Origin of the sequence: Agrobacterium sp. P15N1-A (genome assembly GCF_044626815.1) — a bacterium.
GTDB classification, from domain to species: Bacteria; Pseudomonadota; Alphaproteobacteria; order Rhizobiales; family Rhizobiaceae; genus Agrobacterium; species Agrobacterium leguminum.
Window position 1 is genome coordinate 1033119 of the sequence record NZ_JBIUPF010000001.1, and the last position, 23670, is coordinate 1056788.

27 protein-coding genes are annotated in these 23670 nt (G+C 59.6%); 14 read left to right on the top strand and 13 right to left on the bottom strand.

Going from position 1 to position 23670, the window contains the following annotated elements:
* Positions 1-281: 281 nt before the first annotated feature.
* From ACIK7D_RS05065 to motA, 12 genes are all read right to left on the bottom strand, one after another.
* A complete protein-coding gene (locus ACIK7D_RS05065; RefSeq protein ID WP_035236040.1) occupies positions 282-848 on the bottom strand; it encodes a lytic transglycosylase domain-containing protein in 567 nt (188 codons plus the stop codon).
* Complete coding sequence (locus tag ACIK7D_RS05070; RefSeq protein WP_400155754.1) at positions 796-2157, bottom strand: flagellar hook-length control protein FliK; 1362 nt, start codon at positions 2155-2157, stop codon at positions 796-798. The genes ACIK7D_RS05065 and ACIK7D_RS05070 overlap by 53 nt, the downstream gene beginning before the upstream one ends.
* A complete protein-coding gene (gene motC, locus ACIK7D_RS05075) occupies positions 2154-3431 on the bottom strand; it encodes a chemotaxis protein MotC (protein ID WP_262534799.1) in 1278 nt (425 codons plus the stop codon). Before motC ends, ACIK7D_RS05070 begins: the two co-directional genes overlap by 4 nt.
* Positions 3428-4735 carry a MotB family protein gene (locus tag ACIK7D_RS05080; protein ID WP_400155755.1) on the bottom strand — a complete coding sequence of 436 codons (1308 nt, stop codon included), beginning with the start codon at positions 4733-4735 and terminating at the stop codon, positions 3428-3430. The genes motC and ACIK7D_RS05080 overlap by 4 nt, the downstream gene beginning before the upstream one ends.
* The gene (locus ACIK7D_RS05085; RefSeq protein WP_080817833.1) at positions 4732-5388 is read right to left on the bottom strand and encodes a hypothetical protein; all 657 of its coding nucleotides are present in this window, start codon (positions 5386-5388) and stop codon (positions 4732-4734) included. Before ACIK7D_RS05085 ends, ACIK7D_RS05080 begins: the two co-directional genes overlap by 4 nt.
* Before the next feature lie 312 nt (positions 5389-5700).
* Positions 5701-6993 carry a flagellin gene (locus ACIK7D_RS05090; protein ID WP_080817835.1) on the bottom strand — a complete coding sequence of 431 codons (1293 nt, stop codon included), beginning with the start codon at positions 6991-6993 and terminating at the stop codon, positions 5701-5703.
* 307 nt (positions 6994-7300) lie between these two features.
* Positions 7301-7738, bottom strand: coding sequence for a hypothetical protein (locus ACIK7D_RS05095; RefSeq protein ID WP_080817838.1), 438 nt, complete (start codon positions 7736-7738; stop codon positions 7301-7303).
* Positions 7739-7743: 5 nt separating this feature from the next.
* Positions 7744-8826, bottom strand: coding sequence for a flagellar biosynthesis protein FlhB (gene flhB / locus ACIK7D_RS05100; protein WP_080817840.1), 1083 nt, complete (start codon positions 8824-8826; stop codon positions 7744-7746).
* Positions 8827-8954: 128 nt separating this feature from the next.
* Entirely contained in the window at positions 8955-9998 is a 1044-nt protein-coding gene (gene fliG / locus ACIK7D_RS05105; protein ID WP_004432516.1) for a flagellar motor switch protein FliG, read from the bottom strand.
* 27 nt (positions 9999-10025) lie between these two features.
* Positions 10026-10565 (bottom strand): flagellar motor switch protein FliN, encoded by a 540-nt coding sequence (fliN, locus tag ACIK7D_RS05110; protein ID WP_035263929.1) that lies wholly within the window; start codon positions 10563-10565, stop codon positions 10026-10028.
* A gap of 64 nt (positions 10566-10629) precedes the next feature.
* Positions 10630-11589: a FliM/FliN family flagellar motor switch protein gene (locus tag ACIK7D_RS05115; protein ID WP_174022728.1), complete on the bottom strand. Its 960-nt coding sequence runs from the start codon at positions 11587-11589 to the stop codon at positions 10630-10632.
* Positions 11586-12458, bottom strand: a complete 873-nt coding sequence (motA, locus tag ACIK7D_RS05120; protein ID WP_004432509.1) for a flagellar motor stator protein MotA — start codon at positions 12456-12458, stop codon at positions 11586-11588. Before motA ends, ACIK7D_RS05115 begins: the two co-directional genes overlap by 4 nt.
* A gap of 186 nt (positions 12459-12644) precedes the next feature.
* Between motA and ACIK7D_RS05125 the strand changes: the two genes are divergently transcribed.
* The 4 genes from ACIK7D_RS05125 to ACIK7D_RS05140 are packed head-to-tail and all read left to right on the top strand — an operon-like array spanning position 12645 to position 16145.
* The gene (locus ACIK7D_RS05125) at positions 12645-13424 is read left to right on the top strand and encodes a DUF1217 domain-containing protein (protein ID WP_004432508.1); all 780 of its coding nucleotides are present in this window, start codon (positions 12645-12647) and stop codon (positions 13422-13424) included.
* A 1-nt stretch (position 13425) separates the two neighbouring features.
* The gene (flgF, locus tag ACIK7D_RS05130; protein ID WP_004432506.1) at positions 13426-14160 is read left to right on the top strand and encodes a flagellar basal-body rod protein FlgF; all 735 of its coding nucleotides are present in this window, start codon (positions 13426-13428) and stop codon (positions 14158-14160) included.
* Between the two features lie 11 nt (positions 14161-14171).
* A complete protein-coding gene (gene fliI, locus ACIK7D_RS05135) occupies positions 14172-15578 on the top strand; it encodes a flagellar protein export ATPase FliI (protein WP_080817846.1) in 1407 nt (468 codons plus the stop codon).
* 42 nt (positions 15579-15620) lie between these two features.
* Positions 15621-16145, top strand: a complete 525-nt coding sequence (locus tag ACIK7D_RS05140) for a hypothetical protein (protein WP_400156017.1) — start codon at positions 15621-15623, stop codon at positions 16143-16145.
* Positions 16146-16263: 118 nt separating this feature from the next.
* On the opposite strand, the gene ACIK7D_RS05145 is transcribed toward ACIK7D_RS05140, so the two are convergent.
* Positions 16264-16914 (bottom strand): LysE family translocator, encoded by a 651-nt coding sequence (locus tag ACIK7D_RS05145; RefSeq protein ID WP_127756371.1) that lies wholly within the window; start codon positions 16912-16914, stop codon positions 16264-16266.
* 308 nt (positions 16915-17222) lie between these two features.
* On the opposite strand from ACIK7D_RS05145, the gene flgB reads away from it, so the two are divergent.
* Genes flgB through fliP form a run of 10 tightly spaced genes read left to right on the top strand, consistent with a single transcriptional unit; the run spans position 17223 to position 23316 of the window.
* Positions 17223-17615, top strand: coding sequence for a flagellar basal body rod protein FlgB (flgB, locus tag ACIK7D_RS05150; protein ID WP_004432502.1), 393 nt, complete (start codon positions 17223-17225; stop codon positions 17613-17615).
* 3 nt (positions 17616-17618) lie between these two features.
* Positions 17619-18038 (top strand): flagellar basal body rod protein FlgC, encoded by a 420-nt coding sequence (flgC, locus tag ACIK7D_RS05155; protein WP_004432501.1) that lies wholly within the window; start codon positions 17619-17621, stop codon positions 18036-18038.
* Positions 18035-18370, top strand: coding sequence for a flagellar hook-basal body complex protein FliE (locus tag ACIK7D_RS05160; protein ID WP_137002891.1), 336 nt, complete (start codon positions 18035-18037; stop codon positions 18368-18370). Before flgC ends, ACIK7D_RS05160 begins: the two co-directional genes overlap by 4 nt.
* Before the next feature lie 18 nt (positions 18371-18388).
* Entirely contained in the window at positions 18389-19177 is a 789-nt protein-coding gene (gene flgG, locus ACIK7D_RS05165) for a flagellar basal-body rod protein FlgG (protein WP_080817852.1), read from the top strand.
* Between the two features lie 20 nt (positions 19178-19197).
* Positions 19198-19686: a flagellar basal body P-ring formation chaperone FlgA gene (gene flgA / locus ACIK7D_RS05170; RefSeq protein WP_080817854.1), complete on the top strand. Its 489-nt coding sequence runs from the start codon at positions 19198-19200 to the stop codon at positions 19684-19686.
* Positions 19683-20804, top strand: a complete 1122-nt coding sequence (locus ACIK7D_RS05175) for a flagellar basal body P-ring protein FlgI (protein WP_078051260.1) — start codon at positions 19683-19685, stop codon at positions 20802-20804. The genes flgA and ACIK7D_RS05175 overlap by 4 nt, the downstream gene beginning before the upstream one ends.
* Entirely contained in the window at positions 20801-21337 is a 537-nt protein-coding gene (locus ACIK7D_RS05180) for a MotE family protein (RefSeq protein ID WP_004432496.1), read from the top strand. Before ACIK7D_RS05175 ends, ACIK7D_RS05180 begins: the two co-directional genes overlap by 4 nt.
* Entirely contained in the window at positions 21334-22053 is a 720-nt protein-coding gene (gene flgH, locus ACIK7D_RS05185; protein ID WP_078051262.1) for a flagellar basal body L-ring protein FlgH, read from the top strand. Before ACIK7D_RS05180 ends, flgH begins: the two co-directional genes overlap by 4 nt.
* 28 nt (positions 22054-22081) lie before the next feature.
* Positions 22082-22582 (top strand): flagellar basal body-associated FliL family protein, encoded by a 501-nt coding sequence (locus ACIK7D_RS05190; RefSeq protein WP_035259607.1) that lies wholly within the window; start codon positions 22082-22084, stop codon positions 22580-22582.
* A complete protein-coding gene (gene fliP, locus ACIK7D_RS05195) occupies positions 22579-23316 on the top strand; it encodes a flagellar type III secretion system pore protein FliP (protein ID WP_059760555.1) in 738 nt (245 codons plus the stop codon). The genes ACIK7D_RS05190 and fliP overlap by 4 nt, the downstream gene beginning before the upstream one ends.
* The last annotated feature ends 354 nt before the right edge of the window (positions 23317-23670 follow it).

A 23670-nucleotide genomic window follows, 5' to 3' on the forward strand; every position in this document is an offset into this window, starting at 1 on the left:
CGTCCGCCTCCGAATCAGTGTGGTGTTTTCCAATGTGGCATTGGTACGAATCGGGCGATTCACGGACAACTGTAGGAAATCATCGATAGATATTAATAATTGATTAACCATTTTGTGCCGATTTGATCTACATATAGTGGGTGTTAACCATATATGGCACAAAATTTTTGTGTAGAAATTTCAAAATTCCGAAAAAACCGCTTGAAATGCCTTTTTTCGATCAATCTATCGCCACATTTCAAAATACGAGTCCTGGGATGCCTGAAAGCAATTTCAGGTTGTCATCCGTCGCAGAAATTTTTCGCGTTGGCGGTCCATTTCCCGTAGCCCGTCGCTACCAGATTGGCGATGACACGGCAGACATATTTCTTCTGCGCCGGGTCATTGTTGGGGCCGGCATGATAACGGGCGACTGCCATGGTCCAGGTTTCATGTCTGTTGTGAAGGTTGCGCAGAAACATGGCGGCATATTCCACATTGCGGCGCGGATCGAACATTTCCCGCGCGGATGCGAAGTTTTCGCCATGGAAATAATGATTTATCTGCATGCATCCGAGGTCGATCAGCTTTGCGCCGTTGCGCTTCGCCGCCTCAAAAGTGGTCAAAGCCTCCTCGGTGGAGGAGGCAAATACCGGTTTTCCCTCGATATTCATGGCATTAGGGTCGAGCCGCCCCTTGCGGCCCGTTTCGGTCAGCCCCACCGAATAGAGAATTCCCTCCGGCACGCCATATTTGCGTGCCGCCGACTGGATCTCTCTTTCACAGACACCTGACGTTGCCGAAGCGGACGCGTTCTCAGAGGTAGACGCCATTGTCAGCAGAAGAGCGGGCAGAGCCAGGAGCGCCATCCATGCCTTCATTATGCACCCCCAAATTATCGCCATTGCCTTGCCGGTCGCCCCGTGCTCCGGACTCGTCACGGTTGCGCCCGGCGGCGGCCTGCTGACCCTGCTGCTGCGCCTGCTGATTTTGCTGATTGTTGCCCTGTGTGCCCGTTTGGTCACTCTTGTCGGAAGAAGCGATGCTGATGGTGATGTTATCGACCGTCAGACCCTGCGCCTTGAGGCCATCGAGGATGCTCTTGCTGTCTTCCTGGAGCTTTTTATAGGCCGCAACACTCTCCACCGTCATGTGAACGGCAAGCTCGTCACCGGCAAGACGCAGCGACATTGTCACCGATCCAAGCTCGATCGGCGTCATATGCAGCTTCAGCGTATGGACGACCTTGCCGGTGCTGCTCTGGGCCGCCGCATTGGAGAGCGAAGAACCCGGCTGCATGGCGCTCACCCATTCCGGATCATTGACGATCAGGCCGGTCAGGGCCGAAGCGTTGGTCGAGGGCGCCAGGCCGATGAAGCGCCGCGAATCGAGAACCGTTATGGTGTCAGCCGCCTTGCCGGTGCTTTCGCGTGCATCGAACTCGACACGGCCTTCACGCTGAACGGTGCTCATGTCCAGAGCCCGGGCCGCGCCTGAGCGCGGAGACGAAAAACGGAATGCCGAGGCATCGCCCTCATTTTCCGAGGCCGAGCCCGCCTCGTTACCGGCTGGTGCGATCCCTGTCGGCATGTCCTTGACCGAATGCTCGACCTTGCCCCGGACAGGTTCAGCACGGTCCGATTTCACCGTGTCGGCCTTGCCGGCAATCGCCTGTGCAATTTCCTCAAGCGGTGTCTTGGCCGTCGCCATATCGGCGGCATTGGCCGTCACCAGCTGCAGTTCCGCCAGCTTCGGATCGATCGTATCGTCCGTCACCTTGGCGTCCTTGTCGGCGTCGTCCCTGAGCTTCTTGCCGGTCTTGCCATTTTCCGGCGTGGTGCGGGCCGTTTTCACCGCGCTCTGAAACTCGGCCACCGTCTCCTGGGCACGACCTTCGCCGGCATGCTCGTTGACGATCACATTGAGAAATGTTGCAGGCCGCTTGACCGGGACATCCATCTTTTCCGCCTCGCCATCGGGCTGCGCCTGCTGTTCTTCAGCCGGGTTCTCGTCCTGTTGACGCCGCGAATGCAGCGCCTGCGGCGGGCGCTCGTCCCGAACCGTGGAAAGGGCATCGCCGAAACTGCCGCCCTTGGCGTCGTCCCTGGCATTGGCGCTGCCGGCGCGCGGATCGGATGGCGGCGCATTCATTATCGCGTTGATGGTTGCGTCGATCATGGTGCCCCCTCGCCTTTCTTCAACAGGCTGTCGATTTCATCGAGCTTGCTGCGACCGCTCGTCACGAGTTGCCGCACGTTGTCGCCCTCGTCGTCAGCCTTCTGGGTTTCGACCCGCCATATGCTCCTTGCATCGGCAGCGTTCGCTTCGTTTTCGGGCGCATTCCGCCCGGTGTCCTTCGTGGCCGCAGTGTCGGCCTCGACACCGGACTGCGGGGAAGGAGGACGAACCACCTGCTCGGCAATCGCCCTTGCCGCCTCCCGCAAGGCCCTGTCCCGATCCGAAAGCTGCGCTTCGGGAATCTGCCCTATTGTTTCGATTGCGCTCACCACATCGGGCGTGCCGATGTTGGAAAGGCTTTCATAGAGATTTGCCTGTACTTCCGGCTCACCCGGCAGCGCAGGAGACAGTGCCTTCGCCTTCAACGCCGCCATGCGCGCCAGCGAATCCTTGCCGCTGATCGCCGCGAGGCGGGAAAGCCGCAGATAGGCTTCCTTTTGCCTCTCGGTATCCATCATAGCGAAGGTTTCCTGTATCGCCTCCTCGCCGATGGAATCGGCGCGCTTGACCACCAGCGAGACCAGAAGGTCCGCGAACTGGCTGGCATAGGGCGAATGCAGGAACCGTCGCGCATAACGCTGCGCATAATCGACGCCGCGTGCCGCATCGCCGTCTTCAACCGCGATGGCGAGCGAACGGCGCAATGCAGCCTCCTCGACGATGGTGCCCGGCGCTTCGAGCCGGGCGATATCGTAAAAACCGAGTGCCGCCAGCGGATCGCGCGGGATCGTCACATTGCCGCCGATCAGCGCCAGATAGGCGCCGATCCGCTTGCCGCGATATTCCGGCACCATGGCCGCAATGCTCTGCGCGACGAGCGTTCCCTTGCCGGAGAGGTATTTGCGCAGGATATCGGCGACGCGGCTGTCGAAATTGCCATCCACATCGCGCGCGACCAGCAGTTCCAGCGTGGCCGGATTGCCGCCGCTCATCGCATAGATGAGCGCCGCATCGACATTGCGCGGATCCTTGAAGATCGCCGAAGGCGCGCTCTTCAGCCGCTCGTCGATGGTCTGGAGTAGAAATCGCTGCATTTCCGAAGCGGAATGATCGCCCATGGCGACCGAATCCTGCACGAATTGCAGGGAGCGCAGCATGGCATAGGGCATGAGATTGTCTTGCGACTGCGAAAACGCCCTGCCGGGCTCGGAGCCGAGGCCGCAAAGCGTCGCCGCAAGAAGAAGCCAGCGTTTCGAGGTTTTCGTCACACTCACCCCCGATCGGCCTCAAGCAAAATTTCGATGCGGCGGTTGGCGTCCGCCAGAGGGTCCGCTGGCACCTGCAATCTGCGATCCGCAAAACCCGAGACCTGCTTTACCCGCTCTTCCGACAGGCCGCCGCGCACCAGCATGTAATAGGCGCTGTGAGCGCGATCCATGGAAAGCCGCCAGTTGTCGTTGGCCTCGCCCTTGAACTGCCGTCCGTCGGTATGGCCGCGTATCACCACGCTACCACCGCGCTCCTGAAGCAGTTTGCCGATTTTTTCCATGACCAGAACCATTTCACGCCGGGGAACGGCCGATCCGATATTGAACATCGGCGTTTCCGTCTGGTCGGAAATGGTGAGCAGCAATCCGCCTTCGGCCGGCGTCACCACCAGACCTTCGGAAAGCTTGCCGGTAATGCCGGATATCTGCTTCTCGATCTCCTCGCGCAGCGTGTCGGCCTTTTCCCACTCGGCATCGCTGGCCTTTTGCTCTGCATCGCTCGCCTGGCGCGGCTCATCCGGCTTTGGCTGCGCAAGCGCTGCCTGCTCGGCGGCATCCGGACGCTGCTGCGGCACAACGGCGGCGACTTCCATCGGCTTGCCGTCTTCCGCCTTGTCGGCCGGTGTCTCGGACGCCTTTAGTGCGACCGCCTGAGCGTTTTCGGCCGCATCCTCCTGCTTGTTCTCGGCAACTTGCTGCTGTTCAACCGGTTTCTGCGGCTGATCGGCGCGGGTGATTTTCACCTGCTGGGTCCAGAAATCTGGATCGAACGGATCGCGATAGGCTTCACCGCCGCTAGCGCCCGTCGCCGGGCCGGAATCGGCGGCGCCGCCCTCGCCCTTGGCGCTGACATTGGCCTGCTGACCCACCTGCTGGGCGATTTCCGCCAGCACGGAATAGGGATTTTCGAAAAAGTCCGCTTCGGAGAAGTTCGACTGTTCACCGGTCTGCGAGGTCAGGTCTTCGCCCGTCGCCGCGGCCGAGCCTTTGGTGACCTTTTCCGCCTGGATGTTGGACTGGTCCTTCTTCTGGACGCCCTCTTCCTTGTCCACCGGCTTTTCCAGCCCCTTGGACGAGGGTTTCTCATCGGACAGCTTGATCGGGTTGAAGTAGCTGGCGACCGAGGCCTTGGTTTCCTCGTTGGCGGCATTGACCAGCCACATGACGAGGAAGAACGCCATCATCGCCGTCATGAAGTCGGCATAGGCGATTTTCCACGCGCCGCCATGGGCGCCGTCATGCCCGCCCTTGTGGCGCTTGACGATGATGATCTCGTTTTTACCGTGGTGGTGATTTTCGCCTTCACTCATTTCATCACCTTGCGAAGACTGGACGCCCAGGCGGACATGCGCGTCACGAACACGCTTTCACCCAACTCGACGGAAAGATCGATATCGGTGGTCTCGGTAAATTTCATCGTTTCTTCTTCAAAGCCCGGCTGTATCTTCAGCCGCTCGAACAAATCTTTCGGGCCTTTCACGACAAGCGTGACCCCTTCTCCGTCCGGCATGGCGCTACGCACCACATCCGCCAGCGCCGAGACCGCCTTGAGCGACAGCTTTTCCGTCAGGACCGGAGCAAGGATATTGGCGGTCTGTTCGCTGAGATTGGCCGCAATCGCGTCGATACCCTCGCGCAGACCATGGGACAGGGTAGCCGCGATTTCTTCGAGGTGCCCCGAACGCAGGGCCTCCAGCTCGGCCGCATGGGCAGCGATCAGCTCCTCCCGCTCCGCCTGCATCTTCTCGGTGATCTCGCGGGTAGCATCTTCGCGGCCACGGTCATAGGCCGCCTGTTTCTCGCTCTCCACATCGACGGGAGCAAATTCGTCGAAACCGGAAGCGCCATCGGCAAAACCGGACAGGAAATCCGTATCGGCCAACGGGTCGCCGAAGGCCTGCGCCGCCGGTTGCGGTTGCGCTTCACCGAAGTCCTTGAGAAACCGTGCAATGGACGCGCTCATGCCTGCCCCCGGCAAAACAGGAGAAAGGAGCCAGACATGTTTCGTTGCCCGCGCGAATCGCAAAAGCCTCGCCGCATTTCCGGACGGAAAACCGGGGTCCACTTTTCCTGGAAATGCTCTAAGCCGTTTGGCGGCACCACCGTCATCCTTGCTACCCTGCCCGTCTCTTCCACGTTTCCGGCCGGATCACGCCATGCGATCCGCCCCATATTGACCCGACGTTAGGTGTTCAAACTTGTGCGAGGATGAAGGCGGGCTCGATCAGGAAGCCTGCGCCCTTTCATCCCCGCGCGCCCACGCCGGCCAGACCCGTTACTTGAAGAGCTGGAGGATATTTTCCGCATTGGCGTTGGCGATGGAGAGCGCCTGGATGCCGAGCTGCTGCTGCGTCTGCAACGCTTTCAGCCTGGTCGATTCCTCGTTCATGTCGGCATCGACGAGACGGCCGATGCCCTTGTCGATCACATCCATCAGGCTGGAAACGAAGTTGTCCTGCATGCTGATGCGGCTCTGCAGCGAACCCAGGCTGGAAGCCGTGCTGGTCATCGCCTCAAGCTGCCCGTCGACGAAGGACATCATCATGTCGATGGCGTCTGCATCGGTATAGGTGGTGCCGCCGCCGGCAAAACCGCCCATGGCCGCGGCAACGACATCGAGATTGCCGAGATCGAGGGTGGATACGGAAAAACCGAGGGAACGATCGGCGGAAGCCGTTCCGCTGCCGGTATCGTAAAACCAGTCGTTGCTGCTGGTGTCGCGATAGGCGGGAGAAACGGTGGTGCCGCCGCTCGACGGATTCGTCCCCGTCACCTTGACCCACACATTTTCGGCAAGGCGGAGATAATTGGCGGTGCCGTCGCTATAGACATTCGGATCCGTATTCGTATCCGTCGTCGCGGCATTCAGCGCGCCGATTTCTGCGTCGGTGAGCTTCGGTACGACGTAACCCGTCTCCGTCGCCGTGCCGGCGGTCGTCGAGGTCTGGGTGACTTCATATTCCGTCTTGCTGACGAAAACGGCGTTTTTGTCAAGAATACCGAGCTTTCCGCCACTGAGGTCGAAAAGGACGGTGCTGCTGTCGAGCGTGTAGTCAACGGTCGTGACCCCGACATTGCCCGAGCCTGTGCGGGTGAAGGATGCAACGACCTTTTTGGTGATCGATTCTTCAACCGGCGGCGTGCCACCGTTGCTGATACTGGCCTGCAGCCAGTTTTCACCCGAGAAGGAGGCCGATTCGGAGATGCTCTTCAGCTGTTCCTGAAGCTGCTTGATTTCATCCTGAATCTTGCTGCGGTCAGCGCCCACGCCATAGGCGGCGACGAGCTTGGCCTTGATCTGTTTGACGACCTCGATCGTGCTTTCAAGCGCGTCATAGGCGGTATCGACTTTGGCGGCGCCCAGACCCAAAGCATCCTGCACGGCCGAAAGCGCATTATTGTCGGAGCGCATCGTCGTCGCAATGGACCAGTAGGCCGCATTGTCCGCCGCAGTCTCGACACGATAGCCGGAGGACACGCGCGCCTGCGTCGTTTCCAGATTCTTGTCGATCATCCGCAGGGTTTGCAGCGCGGCCATCGCCGCCGCATTGGTCAAAATGCTGGTCATGGGGTCCACCCAACTCAAAATTTAAGAAAAAATCCGGCGCTGTGCCGACAACGAGCAGGGGCATCATGCGCATCGGCAATGGCCTGAACCGACCACCGCGACCTGCCGTTCGTTAACAAATCGTTAATGCGATAGGTAACAAACAACGGGACTGATTTGCAAGGCGTTCCTCGCTTTCGCAGCCGGGTTTCGCATAAACCGGCAGGCTTCAGGCAAGCTCGGGTTAAAACGCACCGGAACGAGGCCGTTGCGCCCGCGATTTCGGCGCGCGCAACGGACATGACGGAATAGGGAGCGGGTGATCCGGTTAAGCCGCTTCGCCCTGACGGGTGGGCACGAATCGGGCAGCCGACAGGCTTTTCCGAAGAAACTCGGTGTTTTCGTCCGGATTTTCGGAAGGGTTCTGAAACGAGACGTGATTGATCTCGATCGCCGCATGTTCGTTGGCGAGCGTCAATCGCGCATAGACCGTGGCGCCCTTCGGCTTCAGTTCGAGATCGAGGACGATCTCCGGCGCGCCTTCCCATTCGAGCTTGTATTCGCCGCCGGCGCCGAAATTGATCGTACCGGGATGATAATAAAGCTCCGCAGCCGAGGAAACGAGATCGGCGATACTGCCGTAGCACTCGAATCGGAGCAGCGAAATCAGGTCGGCCGGGTCTAACAATCGAAGTTCGGTGGCGATCGGGTTGATCGCCTCTGCGACGATCATTTCCCGCTGTTCGGAATAGGCGGATTTTTTCATTGGTTTTATTGAACCCGTATTTTCGATGACTTCATGGCGTAAACCCGGTGAACGAGCTCAGCCACAGCCTTGTAAAAGACTGGTGGAATCACACTATCTACCGAGACTTGCGCAAACATGGAGCGTGCAAGCGGCGGGTCTTCAAAAACGGGGATATTGTTTTCTTCCGCAATCTCGCGGATTTTCAATGCGATAAGGTCCTGACCCTTGGCGACGACAACAGGTGCGTCGCCTTCTTCGCGAACATAACGCAGCGCCACCGCAAAGTGTGTCGGATTGGCGATGACAAGTGTGGCGCGCGGTACATTGTTGATCATGCGGCGGCGGGCACGGTCGCGGGCGATGGAGCGCTGCCGGGATTTGACCACGGGGTCGCCCTGCGACTGCTTGTATTCTTCCTTCACCTCATGCTTCGTCATTTTCAGCTGGCTGAACCAGTGGTGGCGCGTCCACAAAACGTCGACGGCGGCAAGCAGCGCGGTCGAAAGCAGAATCACGACCATCATCTTTTTGACGATCTCGACCACCCGGACGAAAATCACCTGCGGATCGGAGAACATCAGATCGATGAGACCGTAAAAATCGCCACGCAGGGCAAAGAACATGATGACCGAAACGATCATGATCTTGAATACGGATTTGCCGAATTCCACGAAACCCTGCTTGCTGTAGATGCGCGTGAAGCCCTTCGCCGGCGAGACGCGCGACCATTGCGGACGCACGCGCTCAAGCACCGGCGACGGCAGGTTCTGGAAAAACGACGAGGCAAGCCCGAAGACGATGAACATGATCATCGCCGGCATGAGCAGATAGGCCATCGAGGTGCCGAGAAAATACAACAGCGACAGGGCATCCGGCCGGGTGCTGAGGTCCCACTGTTCGGGCTGGCCGAACAGGTCCTTCAATGTGACGCCAAGACGACCGGCGCCATCGGGCAGGAAGAAGACCAGGTAACAATAAAAGGCAAGCGACGAGGCAAAGATCGGCACTTCGCGGGAAAAGGGAAGATTGCCCTTTTCCGCCGCATCGCGGAGTTTTTTCTCCGTCGGGGCTTCTGTTTTACTGTCCTTGTCCTGATCGTCTGCCAAGGCACGTCCCCGGGATCAAAAAAAGGCCCGCCGATCCCGGCAGGCCGTCATTCCCGAAACTAGCGTCCGTGACCGGCCATCGCAATGGTCGCTTCCGCCGCAAGGGCGGGTTATCAACCGGCTTCCGCTCAAGCGGCGGCCGGTTGGTCCTCCGCGGAGGCTTCCTTCAGCTGGATCTGGCCGGAATTGGCGAGCCGGATCGCTTCCTGCGCGACGGCGCGGCGTGCGATCGCCACTTCGCGGGTGTTGATCGAGGCCTGCGGCACCGCAAGGTCCGATTCGATCATGCGGCGCTGGCGCGGGCTGATGCTGGAGAGCACGCATTCCTTGATTTCCATCGTGGCGCCGCGCAGCGCCATCGTCAGAACATCCGCCGAAACATCGTTGAGCAGCAGGACGCGGCTGCGCTGCGGCATGAACATGAGGTCGTCGAAGAGGAAGATCTTCGGCTTGACCTTGTTTGCGGCTTCCTTGCTGAGCGTCTCGAGCGAGCTGAGCAGCGTATCGACCTGCGGCTTGTCCAGTTCGTTCATCAGATCGGCAACCTTCGTGGAACCGCCGGCATTACGCTCGGCTTCGATTTCGTTGATGAGGTTGACCACACGCTTCTCGATGATCTGGGCAGCCGTGGGGCTGACTTCCTTCATGTTGACAGTGCGGTTCATGATATCGGCGCGCTGCTCTTCCGGAATGGTCAGGAGAACCTTGGCACCGAAGGACGAGGGCAGCATGGAAAGAATATAAGCGATGGTCTGCGGATGTTCGCGCAGCAGGAACTTGCCGACGAATTCCGGCTCGGCTTCCTGCAGGCGGTCCCAGATGGATGCTTCATAGGCCTGGAAGGCCGCGCGGCGCCCGAGAAGGCTGTCCACCTCTTCAGGGGTCAGGCCCTCTTCGAGAATGCTTTCGATTGCCTTGGCATTGTCCATCAGACCCGTTCCTTCGGTGAACAGGTCTTCGAACTCGGCTACGATCTGGGCAAGCTCATCGGGAGGAATGACGCGCAGGGTCTGGGCCGAGGAAATGATCATCTGCAATTCGTGCTGCGTGAAAAACTTCAGCAGCTTGCCGGCGACGCCCTTGCCCATGGCAAGAAGCACCGCGGCCGCCTTGTCGGCCTGAGACAACGGTTTCCCTGCCAGGGGGTTACCGAAATCCTCGAAGTCCATCATGGTCTTTCCTCTCCGTCCCCACAGGGATCAGGCTTTTCGCGTACTCAGTACTTCAATCAATTTTACGCCGAAGCGCGTATCGTCGTCTTCCAGAACCGTTATTTCACCGCGCGCAATACGGCGGCCATTCACCATGATTTCGACCGGCTCGCCGATCTTGCGGTCGAGTGCGATCGTCGCTCCTTCTTCAAGGCTCATCAGCCCCGAAACGAGCATTCTGCTGGTGCCGAGAACGATCTGGACATCAATCGGGATGTCCATGATCATTTCCATGTTTTCGGACAATCCGCTGCCAAGCGGCGCCTTCACGCCCGCAACCTGCGGGGCGGCGGCAAAATCATCCATCCCAAAATCGGCCGTTCCGCCACCGAAAGCGGAAAGGTCGGTATCCGTCGAAACCTCGTCCGTGCTTCCGAAATCGCCGAAGTCGCCGAAATCGGAGAGCGAACCTTCCGCATCCGTCTTGAGGACGCCACGCAGATCGCCGATAGCCTGGTCGAGGTCGCCGCCGTCTTCAAACGACGGCAGCGCCGCATCATCGGTCACAGGTGTTTTCTTCGTAGCCATGCGCTGATTATTCCCTTTGAAACTTGCGTCAGCCTGCCCAAATCCCCGAAGGCCGGGCAGGATTTTAACCCATCAAATGTCGTAAGATCTCGTCGTCCGTGCTGACATTGTTCTTCACCCGAACCATGTAGCGGTCGCCGGACTTGCCGAATTCGCAATTATAAAGCTTGGAACCGTTGGCGCTGACCTCGACGCCGATGTCGTCCTGCTTCAGAGCCTGGAACGGAATGACGTCGCCGGCCACCAGCTTGGAAATTGTCCTGAGCGTCAGCGTTTCGAGCTTGATGCGCGCCTCGAGCGTGACCTGCGATCGCTTCACCTGCTCCGAAATCATCTCCATCCATTCCTCCTGCTTCTTCAGCGCCTGGGCTGAAGCCTTGGGGGCAACGATGGAGGTCTTGAGCAGGGGTCGCTGCGGCACGATCAGCGAGAATTCCGACGACACCTTGCCGATATCGATCTTCAGGCGGATGGTCACGCCGTAAAGGCCGGCGATCATCTCGTCGAAGGCGCTTTTACCGTTGGAATTGAAGGGCGGATCGATGGCCGCCTCAAAACCGCCCGGCGCGTTGACACCGGAGCGTAAAACCCCGGCGATGCGGCCAAGAACCATGGCCGCGAGGTCGAGCTCGATATGGGACAGGCTGCGTTCGTCCGGTTCGCCGATCATGTCCGGCGACGCGCCCAGCATGCGCTCCATGAGCGCGATGACAAAGCCGTTGCCGACCGTCATCATGAAATTGGGGCACCAGTTGCGCAGGGAACAATCGGCAACCGCGACATTCTTCCCGACATTGGCGATGAGATCGGTCATCAGTCCCGATTCGGAACCGACATATTCGACGTCGATCGCGATGCCGGTCTCGCTGTGGAAGATATCAGGCAGGAATTCGCTGTAGAGATGGCCGATATCGGAGCCGATCCTGGCGATCGTCTTGCGGTCGGACAACCCTCCCGTCAATTTTGCGAGCAGGGCGGTGTCGATGGCGGGTGCTTGTTGCGCTGCAGCTTTTGCCATCGTCATGCCGCCTTGTTTTCGCCGCCGGGGTTCATCATCTCCTGTTCGACGGCGTCAATCGACGGCCGCTCGTAGTTGGAGATGGTCTTGCGGCCGTATTCGAGCGCGACCTGCGGCACCGAGCCGTTCATGTAGGCGATCAGCGTCTGCTTGACGATGATGTAGAGGCGGTGCTGCTTGGTGCGGACGATCTTGACCTGCGAGGCGAGCGGATTGCAGATCGAATAGGACAGGATGATGCCGAGCATGGTGCCGACAAGTGCGGCGCCGATCAGGCCGCCCAGCACTTCCGGCGATTCGTTGATCTTGCCCATGGCCTTGATGACGCCGAGAACCGCCGCGACGATACCGATGGCGGGGAAGGAATCGCCCATGGTGGTGATCGCGTGGTAAGGTTTCAGCTTGTCGTTCAGGATGGTCTCGATTTCCTCATCCATCAGCGCCTCGATTTCGTGGCTGCGGGCGTTGCCGATGATGATGAGGCGGACATAGTCACAGATGAACGAGGTCAGTTCCTTGTTTTTCAGAACCGAGGGCGCGCTCTGGAAGATCGAGGATTCTTCCGGATTGTCGATATGGGCCTCGATCTCGTTGCGCGATTTCGTGCGCAGATCGCGCATCAGCGAATAAAGCACGCCGAGCACGTCGAGATAGTTTCGCTCCTTCGGGACCGAATGCTTGAAGGCCTCGCCGAGCGCCTTGCCCGAATCCTTCACGACCTTCATGGGGTTCGCCATGATGAAGCCGCCGAGACCGGCGCCGCCGATGATCATCAATTCGAACGGCTGAATCAGCACGTCCAGATGACCGCCCATCGCCATATAGCCGCCGATGATGCAGCCGAAGGTGATTATAAGTCCAATTACAATATTCATTGATCGACCACGCCCGAACAGTGTTCCATGCCGCCATGTCTAAAAAATGTGGCTTGCGTGAACCTGTCCGCAAAGCCTCTCCCGCGCTCCCGCCTCCAGCCAGTTTCGCACAAGCAAGCCACGGCACTATGCCGGCAAAGGCGGACGTGCGCCTTGAGATCGGGATCAAACGAGAGCGGCGGTTCAGTGACTTCCACCTACACCAGCTACAGACTGATCAGTCAGGATATCGGCAAATCGCTCGAGCGGGTGTCGGAGCAGCCCGACGTGGCGCGCGAGACCGAATATTATCGCGCGAAGATCGGCGATGTGAAATCCATCGACGACTTCATGGCCGATACACGCCTTTATAATTACGCGCTGAAAGCCCACGGGCTCGAGGACATGGCCTATGCGAAGGCTTTCATCCGCAAGGTGCTGACGGAAGGCACCTCGGACAAGGACGCCTTCGCCAACAAGCTTTCCGACAGCCGCTATGCGGATTTTGCGAAGTCGCTGGATTTTGCCGGCCTGGGGGCTGCGGCAACCTCCACCGACGCCGCCAAATCGGGTGTCATCGGCAAATACACCCGCCAGACGCTGGAACAGGAAGCGGGCGACGACAATAACGGCGTCCGGCTCGCCCTTTATTTCGAACGCAAGGCGTCAACCATCACATCCGGCCTCGACTTTCTGGCGGACGATGCGCTCGCGCAGGTGTTTCGCACGGCCTACAACCTTCCCGACGAGTTTGCCGCCGCCGATGTCGACAAACAGGCGGCGCTCATCGAAAAAACCATCGATATCAAGGATCTGCAGGATCCCGAAAAGGTCGGCAAGCTGCTCGAGCGTTTCACCATCATGTGGGAAATGCAAAACCCCTCGACGACCTATGACCCTCTCGCCGTTTTCGGCTCCTCCAGCGGCTACGGCATTTCCCCCGACCTGCTGATTTCCATCAACTCCCTGAAACTCGGAGGCAAATGATATGCAATCCGGACTATACGTCGCCCTGTCCTCGCAGATCGCGCTGGAGCGCCGTCTCACCACCATTTCCGACAATATGGCGAATGTGAACACGGTCGGCTTCCGCGGTTCCGAAGTGAAATTCGACGAAATGGTCGCCAAGAACCACAATGACATGAATGCCCGGGTGGCCTTCGTTTCGCAGGGCAACGACTATCTTTCCACCCGTCAGGGCGCTTTCGAACAAACCGGCAATTCCTTCGATTTCGCCATCAAGGGCGACGCCTGGTTCTCGCTGGATACGCCGGACGGCCAGATTCTGACCCGCGACGGCCGTTTCACCATGCGCCCGGACGGCGCGCTCATCTCCTCGAACGGTTATCCCGTTCTCGATGCCGGCGGCGGTCCGATCCAGCTCAATCCGAATGGCGGCCCGATCACCGTCGGTCTCGACGGAGCCATCCGGCAGAACGAAAACATCGTCGCTACCCTCGGCATCTTCCAGGCGGATTTCTCGCAAGGGTTCCTGCGTCATCCCAATAGCGGCGTGAAGCCGGTGGCCCAGCCGGTTCCGGTGGTCAACAATCATGAAGTCGGCGTCGTTCAGGGTTATCTCGAACAGTCCAACGTCAACGGCATTTCCCAGATGACGCAGCTCATCCAGGTCAACCGCGCCTTTGAAAGCATCTCCTCGCTGATGCGCGATACCGAATCGACCTTCGGCGAAGGCATCAAGACGCTTGGCGGCGCGCGTTGAGGACCTGAGTAATGACAATGCCGGAATCCATGCTCTCGGCTGACGCCATTTCACCGAAGCTTGCACAGCTCGCCAGCCTTGCCGGGCATTATGCCGATCCGGAATTTTCGGTGGCGCATGGAGGCCATGTCCGCACCATCGCCGCCGGTCACTATACGGTGTCCGGCCTGTCACGGCATGTGCGGCTCGGAGAATTCGTCGCCCATCGCAGCGCGACCGGCATTCATCTCGGTGAAGTGGTGCGTGTGGAACCGGATATCTGTTATGTCTGCCCCATCGAGCCCGGCGAGCCGATCGGCATTCACGACACCGTCATCCGCAAGGGCGCCTTCCGCGTTTCGCCCGACGACAGCTGGTGCGGGCGCACCATCAATGCGCTCGGCGAACCTATCGACGGCCAGGGTCCGCTGGCCTCCGGCATCGAGCGCCGTTCGATTTCCAACAATGCGCCGCCCTCGATGACGCGCAAAAGGGTGGAAACGCCTTTCAAGACGGGTGTGCGGGCAATCGATATCTTCTCGCCGCTTTGCCTCGGCCAGCGCCTCGGCATTTTCGCCGGTTCCGGTGTGGGCAAATCCACGCTGCTGTCGATGCTCGCCAAGGCAGACGCCTTCGACAAGGTGGTGATTGCGCTTGTCGGCGAACGCGGCCGTGAAGTGCGCGAATTCATCGAAGACACGATGGGCGAGAATATGAGCAAGTCCATCGCCGTCGTTGCGACAAGCGATGAGAGCCCGATGCTGCGCAAGATGGCGCCGCTTTCCGCCGTCACCATCGCCGAACATTTTCGCGATCAGGGCGACAATGTCCTTCTTATCATCGACAGCGTGACGCGCTTTGCCCATGCCATCCGCGAAGTGGCGGTCGCTTCGGGAGAGCCGCCGGTGGCGCGCGGCTATCCGGCCTCGGTCTTCACCGAACTGCCGCGCCTTCTGGAGCGGGCGGGACCGGGCGCGGAAGGCACCGGTACCATCACCGCCATCGTCTCCATTCTGGTGGATGGCGACAATCACAACGACCCGATTGCGGATTCGACCCGCGGTATTCTCGATGGCCATATCGTGCTCGACCGCAGCCTTGCCGAAGAAGGCCGTTACCCGCCGATCAACCCGCTCGCCTCGATCTCGCGTCTAGCCAAGAAGGCCTGGACGCCGGATCAGGAAAAGCTGGTGTCGCGCCTCAAGGCGCTGGTGCATCGCTTCGAGGAAACGCGCGATCTTCGCCTCATCGGCGGTTATCGGCCCGGCACCGACCCCGATCTCGACATGGCGGTGAAGCAGGTTCCAATCATCTACGAGACATTGAAGCAGCTGCCGGACGAACCGGCGGCACAGGATGCCTATGCTGATCTTGCGACCGCCTTACGGAACGGAGCGCAGAACGGTCAGCCGCAGGTAACCCCAAGAGCGAGAGGCTGACCCGTGAAGAAAAAGCGGAACAACGATAGCCACGATGAAGACGTGCTGCCCAGGCCGATTTTCTTCACGCCCGACCGTATTCTGGCATGGACAGGCATCACGCTTGCCGCTGCAGCAGCATTTTTTCCGTGGTACGTGTTCTTCAACGAGGAAAAATTCGGCATGAAGGTGGCGGGCGGCGACCGCACCCGCGATCTGCCCCATACCGGCCCGCGGGAAGTCTTCAGCGTCTCGCCGATGGCCATGACCAACCGCAACAAGGAAGACACCCCGCCGCCGGCGGATCTGCCCGACATGCTGACGACGGCGACCGTGAACGCTGGCGGCAAGGAAAAACAGAACAATCTGGCAGCCGGGATCGAGGATCAGCCCTTCCCCGGCCAGACCTCCTTCCGTCTGCTGCATGTTTCCAACGGCCGCGCCCTGATCGAGGACGGTTCGGGCATGTATATGGTGAGGGTCGGTTCGACCCTGCCGGACAATGCGTTGCTGACGAAGATCGAACAGCGCAATGGCGAATGGCTGATCGAGACCTCTTCCGGCAAGACCTACTATCCGGAAAAGTAGTCAGATCGACCTCGGGCCTGAGGTCATCATCGAATTTCGCTGAAAACTCGGCATACGAAAGTGCCCCCCAAGGGCCGGATCCGGGGGGCCGCAAACGTCTCAAACGACGTCAGGCGATCTACTTCTTCTGATTGCCCGCAAAAGCGGCCGTCAGACCAAGGCCGATGTAAACGAAGCCGCTAACCCAGCGTTCGGCCTTCAGATAGGCGGGACTGCGCTTCAGCCAGTTGCCGGCCGTGCCGGCAGCAAGTGCGTAGGTGCAATCCGTCAGAACACCAATCACCGTGTAGAGAATTCCGAGAAAGGCGATCTGCATTGCCATATGGCCACGATCGACCTCAACGAACTGCGGCAGGAAAGCCAGAAAGAACAATGCGGTCTTCGGATTGAGGAGATTGACGATGAAGCCCTCACGAAAGATGCGCATGCTGCTTCGCTTCGGCAAACCGCCCTCTACGTCGGGAATGTCCGACGACCCGAGGAGCTTCTTGAGGCCAAGCCAGATCAGGTAGGCCGCGCCCGCATATTTCACCACGCTGAAGGCAAGCGCGGAGGATGCCAAAAGCGCCGAGAGCCCAACAGCGGCGGCGACGACGTGAACAAGTGTGGCGGTATGAATGCCAAGGATTGAAACGAGGCCGGCAGAACGGCCCTGCTCGACCGAACGCGCAAAGATGTAAAGGACTGCCGGGCCCGGCACAAGAAGCAGCACCAGCGTGGCGCTGACGAACAGGCCGAGATTGGCTGCGCTGGGAATTACCAAATCCATGATTGCTCTCCTCCATTTCCCTCTACCGTAGCGATAGCACCGGACTGTCTCCAAGGCGAGATATAAAGCTGCTTCAGCAAGCACCTCGCCCCATGCCTTTGAGTTTCCACCCTGGGCCGGCGTGATCTCGGAATTTAAGCGTTCACCGCAGGGGCTTCGGGTGCGGTGTCGATTGAGGCTTCCCTTTCTGGGTTTCCGGCAGGCCATTTTTCCTCCCCTTCCTGCCCTTGCCATCGCCTTCTCCCCTCTCCGCAAGTCTGACGCAAGATTAGCCCCGTAGGTTCGGGTCATACGAGATGGAGAAGTCTATGCAACCGATTCAACTGTTCGATCTGGCATCCCGCCAAGCGGAATGGCTGAGCGTGCGGCAGGAAGTCGTGGCGACCAACATCGCCAACGCCAACACCCCCAAGTTCCGCGCCAAGGATGTCAGCCCTTTCGAAGCGGTCATGCAGGCCACCAGCCAGCAGGTCGGCATGGCGAGGACCAACCCTGCCCACTTCGGCGAGAGCACCCTCAGCGACAATATCGCGGTGCGCGACAACCCGGTCAATAACGAGATCGGCATGCAGGAATCGGGCAATTCGGTCGCGCTTGCGGAAGAAATGACCAAGACCGGCGAGATCAAGCGGCAGTACGAGCTGAACGCCAATCTCGTCAAATCCTTCCATCGCATGATGCTGATGACGGTTAAGAGGTAAGCCATGGATCCCTTGAGTGCGGCGAGCAAGATTGCCGGCAGCGGCCTGGAAGTGCAGTCCACGCGACTGCGCATCGTCTCCGAAAACATCGCCAACGCCAGATCGACCGGCGACACCCCCGGCGCCGACCCCTATCGCCGCAAGACCATCACTTTCGGTTCCGAGCTCGACCGCGTCAGCGGCGTGGAGCGCGTGACGGTGAAGAAGCTCGGCGTCGACCGTGGCGATTTCGTCAACGAGTACGATCCCGGCAATCCGGCCGCCGACAGCAACGGCATGGTGAAGATGCCGAACGTCAACATCCTGATCGAAATGGCGGACATGCGCGAAGCAAACCGCAGCTACGACGCCAATCTTCAGGTCATCCGCCAGACACGCGACCTCGTCGCCTCCACAATCGACCTTCTGAAGGCATCGCAATGATCGACGGTATCAAGCAAGTCAGTTCCCTTTCGCTCACCCGCGGCGCAAGCGGCATTTCCTCGCTGACGGAAAACGTTTTCGGCAGCGAGCAGACGACGCCCGCCCAGCAGACGGGCGCCAGCTTCGCCAGCGTTCTCGGCAACGTGTCGGTGGATGCGATGAACAATCTGAAGAAGGCGGAAGTTGCTTCCTTCGAAGGCATTCAGGGCAAGGCGAATACGCGTGAAGTGGTCGATGCCATGCTTTCGGCCGAACAGTCGCTGCAAACCGCCATCGCGCTCCGAGACAAGATCGTGTCGGCCTATCTCGACATTACCAAGATGCAGATCTAGCCCAGCAGGAATATTGACATGAGAGCTCTTGCCATCGCTGCCACCGGTATGGACGCCCAGCAGACCAATCTGGAAGTCATCGCCAACAACATCGCCAACATCAACACCACCGGCTACAAGCGCGCGCGTGCGGAGTTCACCGATCTTCTTTACCAGACCGAGCGCATGCAGGGCGTGCCGAACCGGGCCAACCAGGCGATCGTGCCCGAAGGCGCCAATATCGGCCTCGGCGTGCAGACCTCGGCCGTGCGCAACATCCACACCCAGGGCAACCTGATCGAGACCGGCAACAAGCTGGACGTCGCGATCATCGGCCAGGGCTGGTTCCAGATCGAGGCGGCGGACGGTTCGACGCTCTACAGCCGCGCCGGCGCCTTCAACAAGAATGCCGATGGCAATCTGGTGACGATCGATGGCTATAACGTCATTCCGAATATCAATATCCCGACCGACGCGCAGGACATCACCGTTACCCGCACGGGACAGGTGACGGCCCGTATCGGCAATGCCGCTGACTTCACCGAACTTGGCCAGCTGACCATCGCCAACTTTGCGAACGAAGCCGGCCTGAAGCCGCTCGGCGACAACCTCTTCGCCCAGACGCCGGCTTCCGGCGACGCGGTGATCGGCGTGCCTGACGATCCGAGCTACGGCTACATCAAGCAGTCCTATCTCGAAGGCTCGAACGTCGACGCCGTCAAGGAGATCACCGACCTGATCACGGCGCAGCGCGCCTACGAGATGAATTCCAAGGTCATCACCACCGCTGACGAAATGGCTTCGATTGTCAGCAAGAACCTGAAGTAAGAACGGAAAGGCAGGCGAACATGAGGTTTGGCCGGAAACATAGCAGCAGCAGAACGGCGCTCGTCCGTATATGCCTTGCGTCTGCCTTTTCACTGGGCGCCCTGGCACCCGCTCTTGCCCAGGCGCCGATGGCGCTGGTTCCCACCCGCACGATCTATCCGGGCGAGACGATCACGCCCGAACAGGTGAAGCCGGTGGAAGTAACCAATCCCAATATTTCCTCGGGTTATGCGAGCGACATCAGCGAAGTGGAAGGCATGATCTCCAAGCAGACCCTGCTTCCCGGACGCACGATCCCCGTTGCGGCCCTGCGCGAACCCTCGCTGGTGGTGCGCGGCACCAGCGTCAAACTCGTCTTCACCATCGGCAACATGACGCTGATGGCTTCGGGAACGCCGATGACCGACGGCTCGCTCGGCGAAATCGTGCGGGTGCGCAACATCGATTCCGGCGTCATCGTCAACGGCACGGTCATGAAGGACGGAACCATTCAGGTGATGGCGAAATGAGAGTGCTTCGTATCCTGGCCGCGGCCATTCTGTTTTCGGCCCAGCCTTTTCTTTCCGTTCCGGCAGCGCATGCGGATACATCCCGCATCAAGGATATCGCATCGCTGCAGGCGGGGCGTGACAACCAGCTGATCGGTTACGGTCTCGTGGTCGGCCTGCAGGGCACGGGCGACAGCCTGCGCTCCTCGCCGTTTACTGAGCAATCCATGCGCGCGATGCTGCAAAATCTCGGCATCACCACGCAGGGCGGCCAGTCGAATGCCAAGAACATCGCCGCCGTAATGGTGACGACCAATCTGCCGCCCTTCGCCAGCCCCGGCAGCCGTGTCGACGTGACGGTCAGCTCGCTGGGCGACGCCTCGTCGCTGCGCGGCGGCACGCTCATCATGACCTCGCTTTCCGGCGCGGACGGCCAGATTTACGCGGTCGCCCAGGGCGCGCTGATCGTCAACGGCTTTTCGGCGCAGGGCGATGCCGCGACGCTGACGCAGGGCGTCACCACCTCCGCCCGCGTGCCGAACGGCGCGATCATCGAGCGGGAGCTGCCGTCCAAATTCAAGGATTCGGTCAATCTGGTCCTTCAGCTGCGCAATCCCGATTTTTCGACGGCGGTGCGCGTCGCCGATGTCGTCAACGCCTTTGCCCGCGCCCGTTATGGCGATCCCATCGCCGAACCGCGCGATTCGCAGGAAATCGCGGTGCAGAAGCCCCGTGTCGCGGATCTCACCCGGCTGATGGCGGAAATCGAAAACCTGACCGTGGAAACGGATACGCCGGCCAAGGTCGTCATCAACGAGCGCACCGGCACGATCGTCATCGGCGCGGATGTGCGCATCTCCCGCGTCGCCGTCAGCTACGGAACGCTGACCGTGCAGGTAACGGAAACGCCGCAGGTCATCCAGCCGGCGCCATTCTCGCGCGGCCAGACGGCCGTGCAGCCGCAGACGGATATCATGGCATTGCAGGAAGGTAGCAAGGTCGCCATCGTCGAAGGGCCTGACCTTCGCACGCTGGTTGCCGGTCTCAACAGCATCGGGCTCAAGGCGGACGGCATCATCGCCATTCTGCAAGGCATCAAATCCGCCGGCGCCCTTCAGGCGGAGCTTGTGCTGCAATGATGGAAACTCGGAAGAACAACGCTTTCCCGAATGGCCTTGTCCGCTTCGCGGCCGTCGCCTCGCTGCTTTTCCTGCTTCCCGCTGCTGGCGCCGAAAGCCAGCAGAATGTGGTTTCGGAACTCAGCACGCAGGATGAAATCCAGAAATTCTGCACTAACATCGCCGATGCGGCCCGCGACCAGCGCTATCTGCTGCAAAAGCAGGAGCTGGAAAAGCTGCAGTCCGACGTCAATGAACGCATTGCCGTGCTGGAAGACCGCAAGGCGGAATATGAGGACTGGCTGGCCCGCCGCGAACACTTCCTCAATCAGGCGAAAAGCAATCTCGTCGATATCTACAAGACGATGAAGGCCGATGCCGCCGCGCCCCAGCTCGAAAAGATGCATGTGGAAATAGCGGCCGCCATCATCATGCAGCTGCCGCCCCGCCAGTCGGGCCTCATCCTCAGCGAGATGGATGCGCAGAAAGCCGCTGTCGTCGCCGGCATCATGTCGCAGGCAACCGATAAAAACACTTCGAAGGATCCTTCATGAGCACGCGTCGTCTTCCGGCCCTCCTCCTGCCGCTCGCCTTGCTTGCCGGCTGCCAGAACAACCAGACCCTGAAGGAAATCGGCAACGCACCCGCGATGAGCCCGATCGGCAGCGGCCTGCAATTCAGCCAGACGCCGCAAATGGGCATGTATCCAAAGCAGCCGAAGCACATGGCGAGCGGCTATTCGCTGTGGAGCGACAGCCAGGGCGCCCTGTTCAAGGATTTGCGCGCGCTCAACATCGGCGACATCCTGACCGTCAACATCCAGATCAACGACAAGGCCGACTTCGACAACGAGACCGAGCGCAACCGCACCAATTCCAGCGGGCTGAACTGGAAGGCCAAAGCTCAGATTCTGGGATGGACGCCGGATGCGGATTCCAGCATCAATTACGGTTCCGACACCGATACCCAGGCAAAAGGCAAGACCAAGCGTTCTGAAAAGCTGACGCTGCTGGTGGCCGCCGTGGTGACCGGCATTCTGGAAAACGGCAACCTCATCATCAGCGGTTCGCAGGAAGTGCGCGTGAACCACGAAATCCGCATCCTCAATGTCGGCGGTATCGTCAGGCCGCAGGATGTGGATGCACAGAACATGATCTCGTACGAGCGCATCGCCGAAGCGCGCATCTCCTATGGCGGTCGCGGACGTCTGACGGAAGTGCAGCAGCCCCCGGTCGGGCAGCAGGTCGTCGACCTGTTCTCGCCGCTCTGACCTCGGCATACGGGAACGGGACTGACCCATGGAAAACGAACAGGCTGAGGGCAAGAAAAAATCCTCCCCTCTGGTCATGACCATCGCAGGCGTTGCGATCCTCACGCTGCTCGGCGCGGGCGGCGGCTGGCTGGTCGGCGGCATGATCGCGCCGAAGATCGCCGGCGCGGAGGCGCATGCCCCGGCTGCCGCCGGCGGACACGGCGAGAAAAAGGAAGAGGGTATCGAGAAAATCTCGGCCGAGGCGAACGGCATCGTCCAGCTCGATCCCATCACCACCAACCTCGCCTACCCCTCGACGAACTGGGTGCGGCTGGAAGTGGCGCTGATGTTCAAGGGGCCGGTCGAGGTGGGTCTGGCGGAAGATATCCACCAGGACATCATGGCCTATGTCCGCACCGTTTCCCTTCAGCAGCTCGAAGGGCCGCGCGGCTTTCAATATCTTAAGGATGACATTCAGGAACGAGTTGACCTGCGCTCTCAAGGGCGCGTATCCAAGGTCATGTTCCGGACCTTTGTCATCGAATGATTCGATTTCTTGTAACCATCGCCGTCCTCCTTGCCTTGCCGGGTCTTGCCAGTGCCCAGCAATTCCCGTCCGATCTGTTCAACACGCAGATAGACGGCTCCGTCGCGGCATGGATCATCCGCACCTTCGGCCTGCTGACGGTTCTGTCGGTCGCGCCGGGCATCCTGATCATGGTCACGAGCTTTCCGCGCTTCGTGATCGCCTTTTCGATCCTGCGCTCCGGCATGGGACTGGCTTCGACACCGTCCAACATGATCCTGCTGTCGATGGCGATGTTCATGACCTTCTATGTCATGTCGCCCACCTTCGACAAAGCCTGGACCGACGGCGTGCAGCCGCTTCTGCAGAACCAGATCAACGAACAGCAGGCCGTGCAGCGCATCGCGGAACCCTTCCGCACCTTCATGAACGCCAATACGCGTGACAAGGATCTGAAGCTCTTCGTGGATATCGCCCGCGAGCGTGGACAGGAAGTGATGACCGACAATGTCGTCGATTACCGCGTGCTCGTTCCGGCCTTCATGCTGTCGGAAATCCGGCGCGGTTTCGAGATCGGTTTTCTCATCATCCTGCCGTTTCTGGTCATCGATCTGATTGTCGCCACCATCACCATGGCGATGGGCATGATGATGCTGCCGCCCACCTCGATTTCCCTGCCGTTCAAGATCCTGTTCTTCGTGCTGATCGACGGCTGGAACCTGCTGGTCGGCAGTCTCGTCAGATCGTTCAACTGACGGCCTTTGTGCCTGATTGACACCCGTTAACCCTGTTTTTTAACCCCGCGTGCCCAGCTACGCGGGTTTTGTGCGTTTTTACGCTTTGGTTACCAGTTTTTCTGGCGACTTGGTAACTATCTTTTTAAATAAAAAAATTACCATTTAACTAAATCAAAAAGTAACCATAAGTATTTTCCAATATTTCTTGGCCCTCAAATTAATAATTGGGCAATTTTTCGCTGCGAGTTTCTTTCTACACGCAGCGGGTTTGGTTTCTGAAACTAAGCATTTCCGAACCGAGTGGCATGAAGCCGAAACGTTGCGACCGGTAATACCAAACCCGGTATGTCCCCACTCCAGTATCTCGTAAAA

What these genes read in the sequence shown, in the direction of transcription:
- flgF (WP_004432506.1), top strand. Translation starts at nt 13,426, where the DNA reads ATGCAATCCGGACTATACGTCGCCCTGTCCTCGCAGATCGCGCTGGAG.
- flgH (WP_078051262.1), top strand. Translation starts at nt 21,334, where the DNA reads ATGAGCACGCGTCGTCTTCCGGCCCTCCTCCTGCCGCTCGCCTTGCTT.
- ACIK7D_RS05160 (WP_137002891.1), top strand. Translation starts at nt 18,035, where the DNA reads ATGATCGACGGTATCAAGCAAGTCAGTTCCCTTTCGCTCACCCGCGGC.
- ACIK7D_RS05065 (WP_035236040.1), bottom strand. Translation starts at nt 848, where the DNA reads ATGGCGCTCCTGGCTCTGCCCGCTCTTCTGCTGACAATGGCGTCTACC.
- fliI (WP_080817846.1), top strand. Translation starts at nt 14,172, where the DNA reads ATGACAATGCCGGAATCCATGCTCTCGGCTGACGCCATTTCACCGAAG.
- flgB (WP_004432502.1), top strand. Translation starts at nt 17,223, where the DNA reads ATGCAACCGATTCAACTGTTCGATCTGGCATCCCGCCAAGCGGAATGG.
- flgA (WP_080817854.1), top strand. Translation starts at nt 19,198, where the DNA reads ATGAGGTTTGGCCGGAAACATAGCAGCAGCAGAACGGCGCTCGTCCGT.
- fliP (WP_059760555.1), top strand. Translation starts at nt 22,579, where the DNA reads ATGATTCGATTTCTTGTAACCATCGCCGTCCTCCTTGCCTTGCCGGGT.
- flgG (WP_080817852.1), top strand. Translation starts at nt 18,389, where the DNA reads ATGAGAGCTCTTGCCATCGCTGCCACCGGTATGGACGCCCAGCAGACC.
- ACIK7D_RS05080 (WP_400155755.1), bottom strand. Translation starts at nt 4,735, where the DNA reads ATGAGTGAAGGCGAAAATCACCACCACGGTAAAAACGAGATCATCATC.
- ACIK7D_RS05145 (WP_127756371.1), bottom strand. Translation starts at nt 16,914, where the DNA reads ATGGATTTGGTAATTCCCAGCGCAGCCAATCTCGGCCTGTTCGTCAGC.
- motA (WP_004432509.1), bottom strand. Translation starts at nt 12,458, where the DNA reads ATGAATATTGTAATTGGACTTATAATCACCTTCGGCTGCATCATCGGC.
- ACIK7D_RS05095 (WP_080817838.1), bottom strand. Translation starts at nt 7,738, where the DNA reads ATGAAAAAATCCGCCTATTCCGAACAGCGGGAAATGATCGTCGCAGAG.
- ACIK7D_RS05175 (WP_078051260.1), top strand. Translation starts at nt 19,683, where the DNA reads ATGAGAGTGCTTCGTATCCTGGCCGCGGCCATTCTGTTTTCGGCCCAG.
- ACIK7D_RS05085 (WP_080817833.1), bottom strand. Translation starts at nt 5,388, where the DNA reads ATGAGCGCGTCCATTGCACGGTTTCTCAAGGACTTCGGTGAAGCGCAA.
- fliG (WP_004432516.1), bottom strand. Translation starts at nt 9,998, where the DNA reads ATGATGGACTTCGAGGATTTCGGTAACCCCCTGGCAGGGAAACCGTTG.
- fliN (WP_035263929.1), bottom strand. Translation starts at nt 10,565, where the DNA reads ATGGCTACGAAGAAAACACCTGTGACCGATGATGCGGCGCTGCCGTCG.
- ACIK7D_RS05115 (WP_174022728.1), bottom strand. Translation starts at nt 11,589, where the DNA reads ATGACGATGGCAAAAGCTGCAGCGCAACAAGCACCCGCCATCGACACC.
- ACIK7D_RS05180 (WP_004432496.1), top strand. Translation starts at nt 20,801, where the DNA reads ATGATGGAAACTCGGAAGAACAACGCTTTCCCGAATGGCCTTGTCCGC.
- ACIK7D_RS05190 (WP_035259607.1), top strand. Translation starts at nt 22,082, where the DNA reads ATGGAAAACGAACAGGCTGAGGGCAAGAAAAAATCCTCCCCTCTGGTC.
- ACIK7D_RS05090 (WP_080817835.1), bottom strand. Translation starts at nt 6,993, where the DNA reads ATGACCAGCATTTTGACCAATGCGGCGGCGATGGCCGCGCTGCAAACC.
- flgC (WP_004432501.1), top strand. Translation starts at nt 17,619, where the DNA reads ATGGATCCCTTGAGTGCGGCGAGCAAGATTGCCGGCAGCGGCCTGGAA.
- ACIK7D_RS05070 (WP_400155754.1), bottom strand. Translation starts at nt 2,157, where the DNA reads ATGATCGACGCAACCATCAACGCGATAATGAATGCGCCGCCATCCGAT.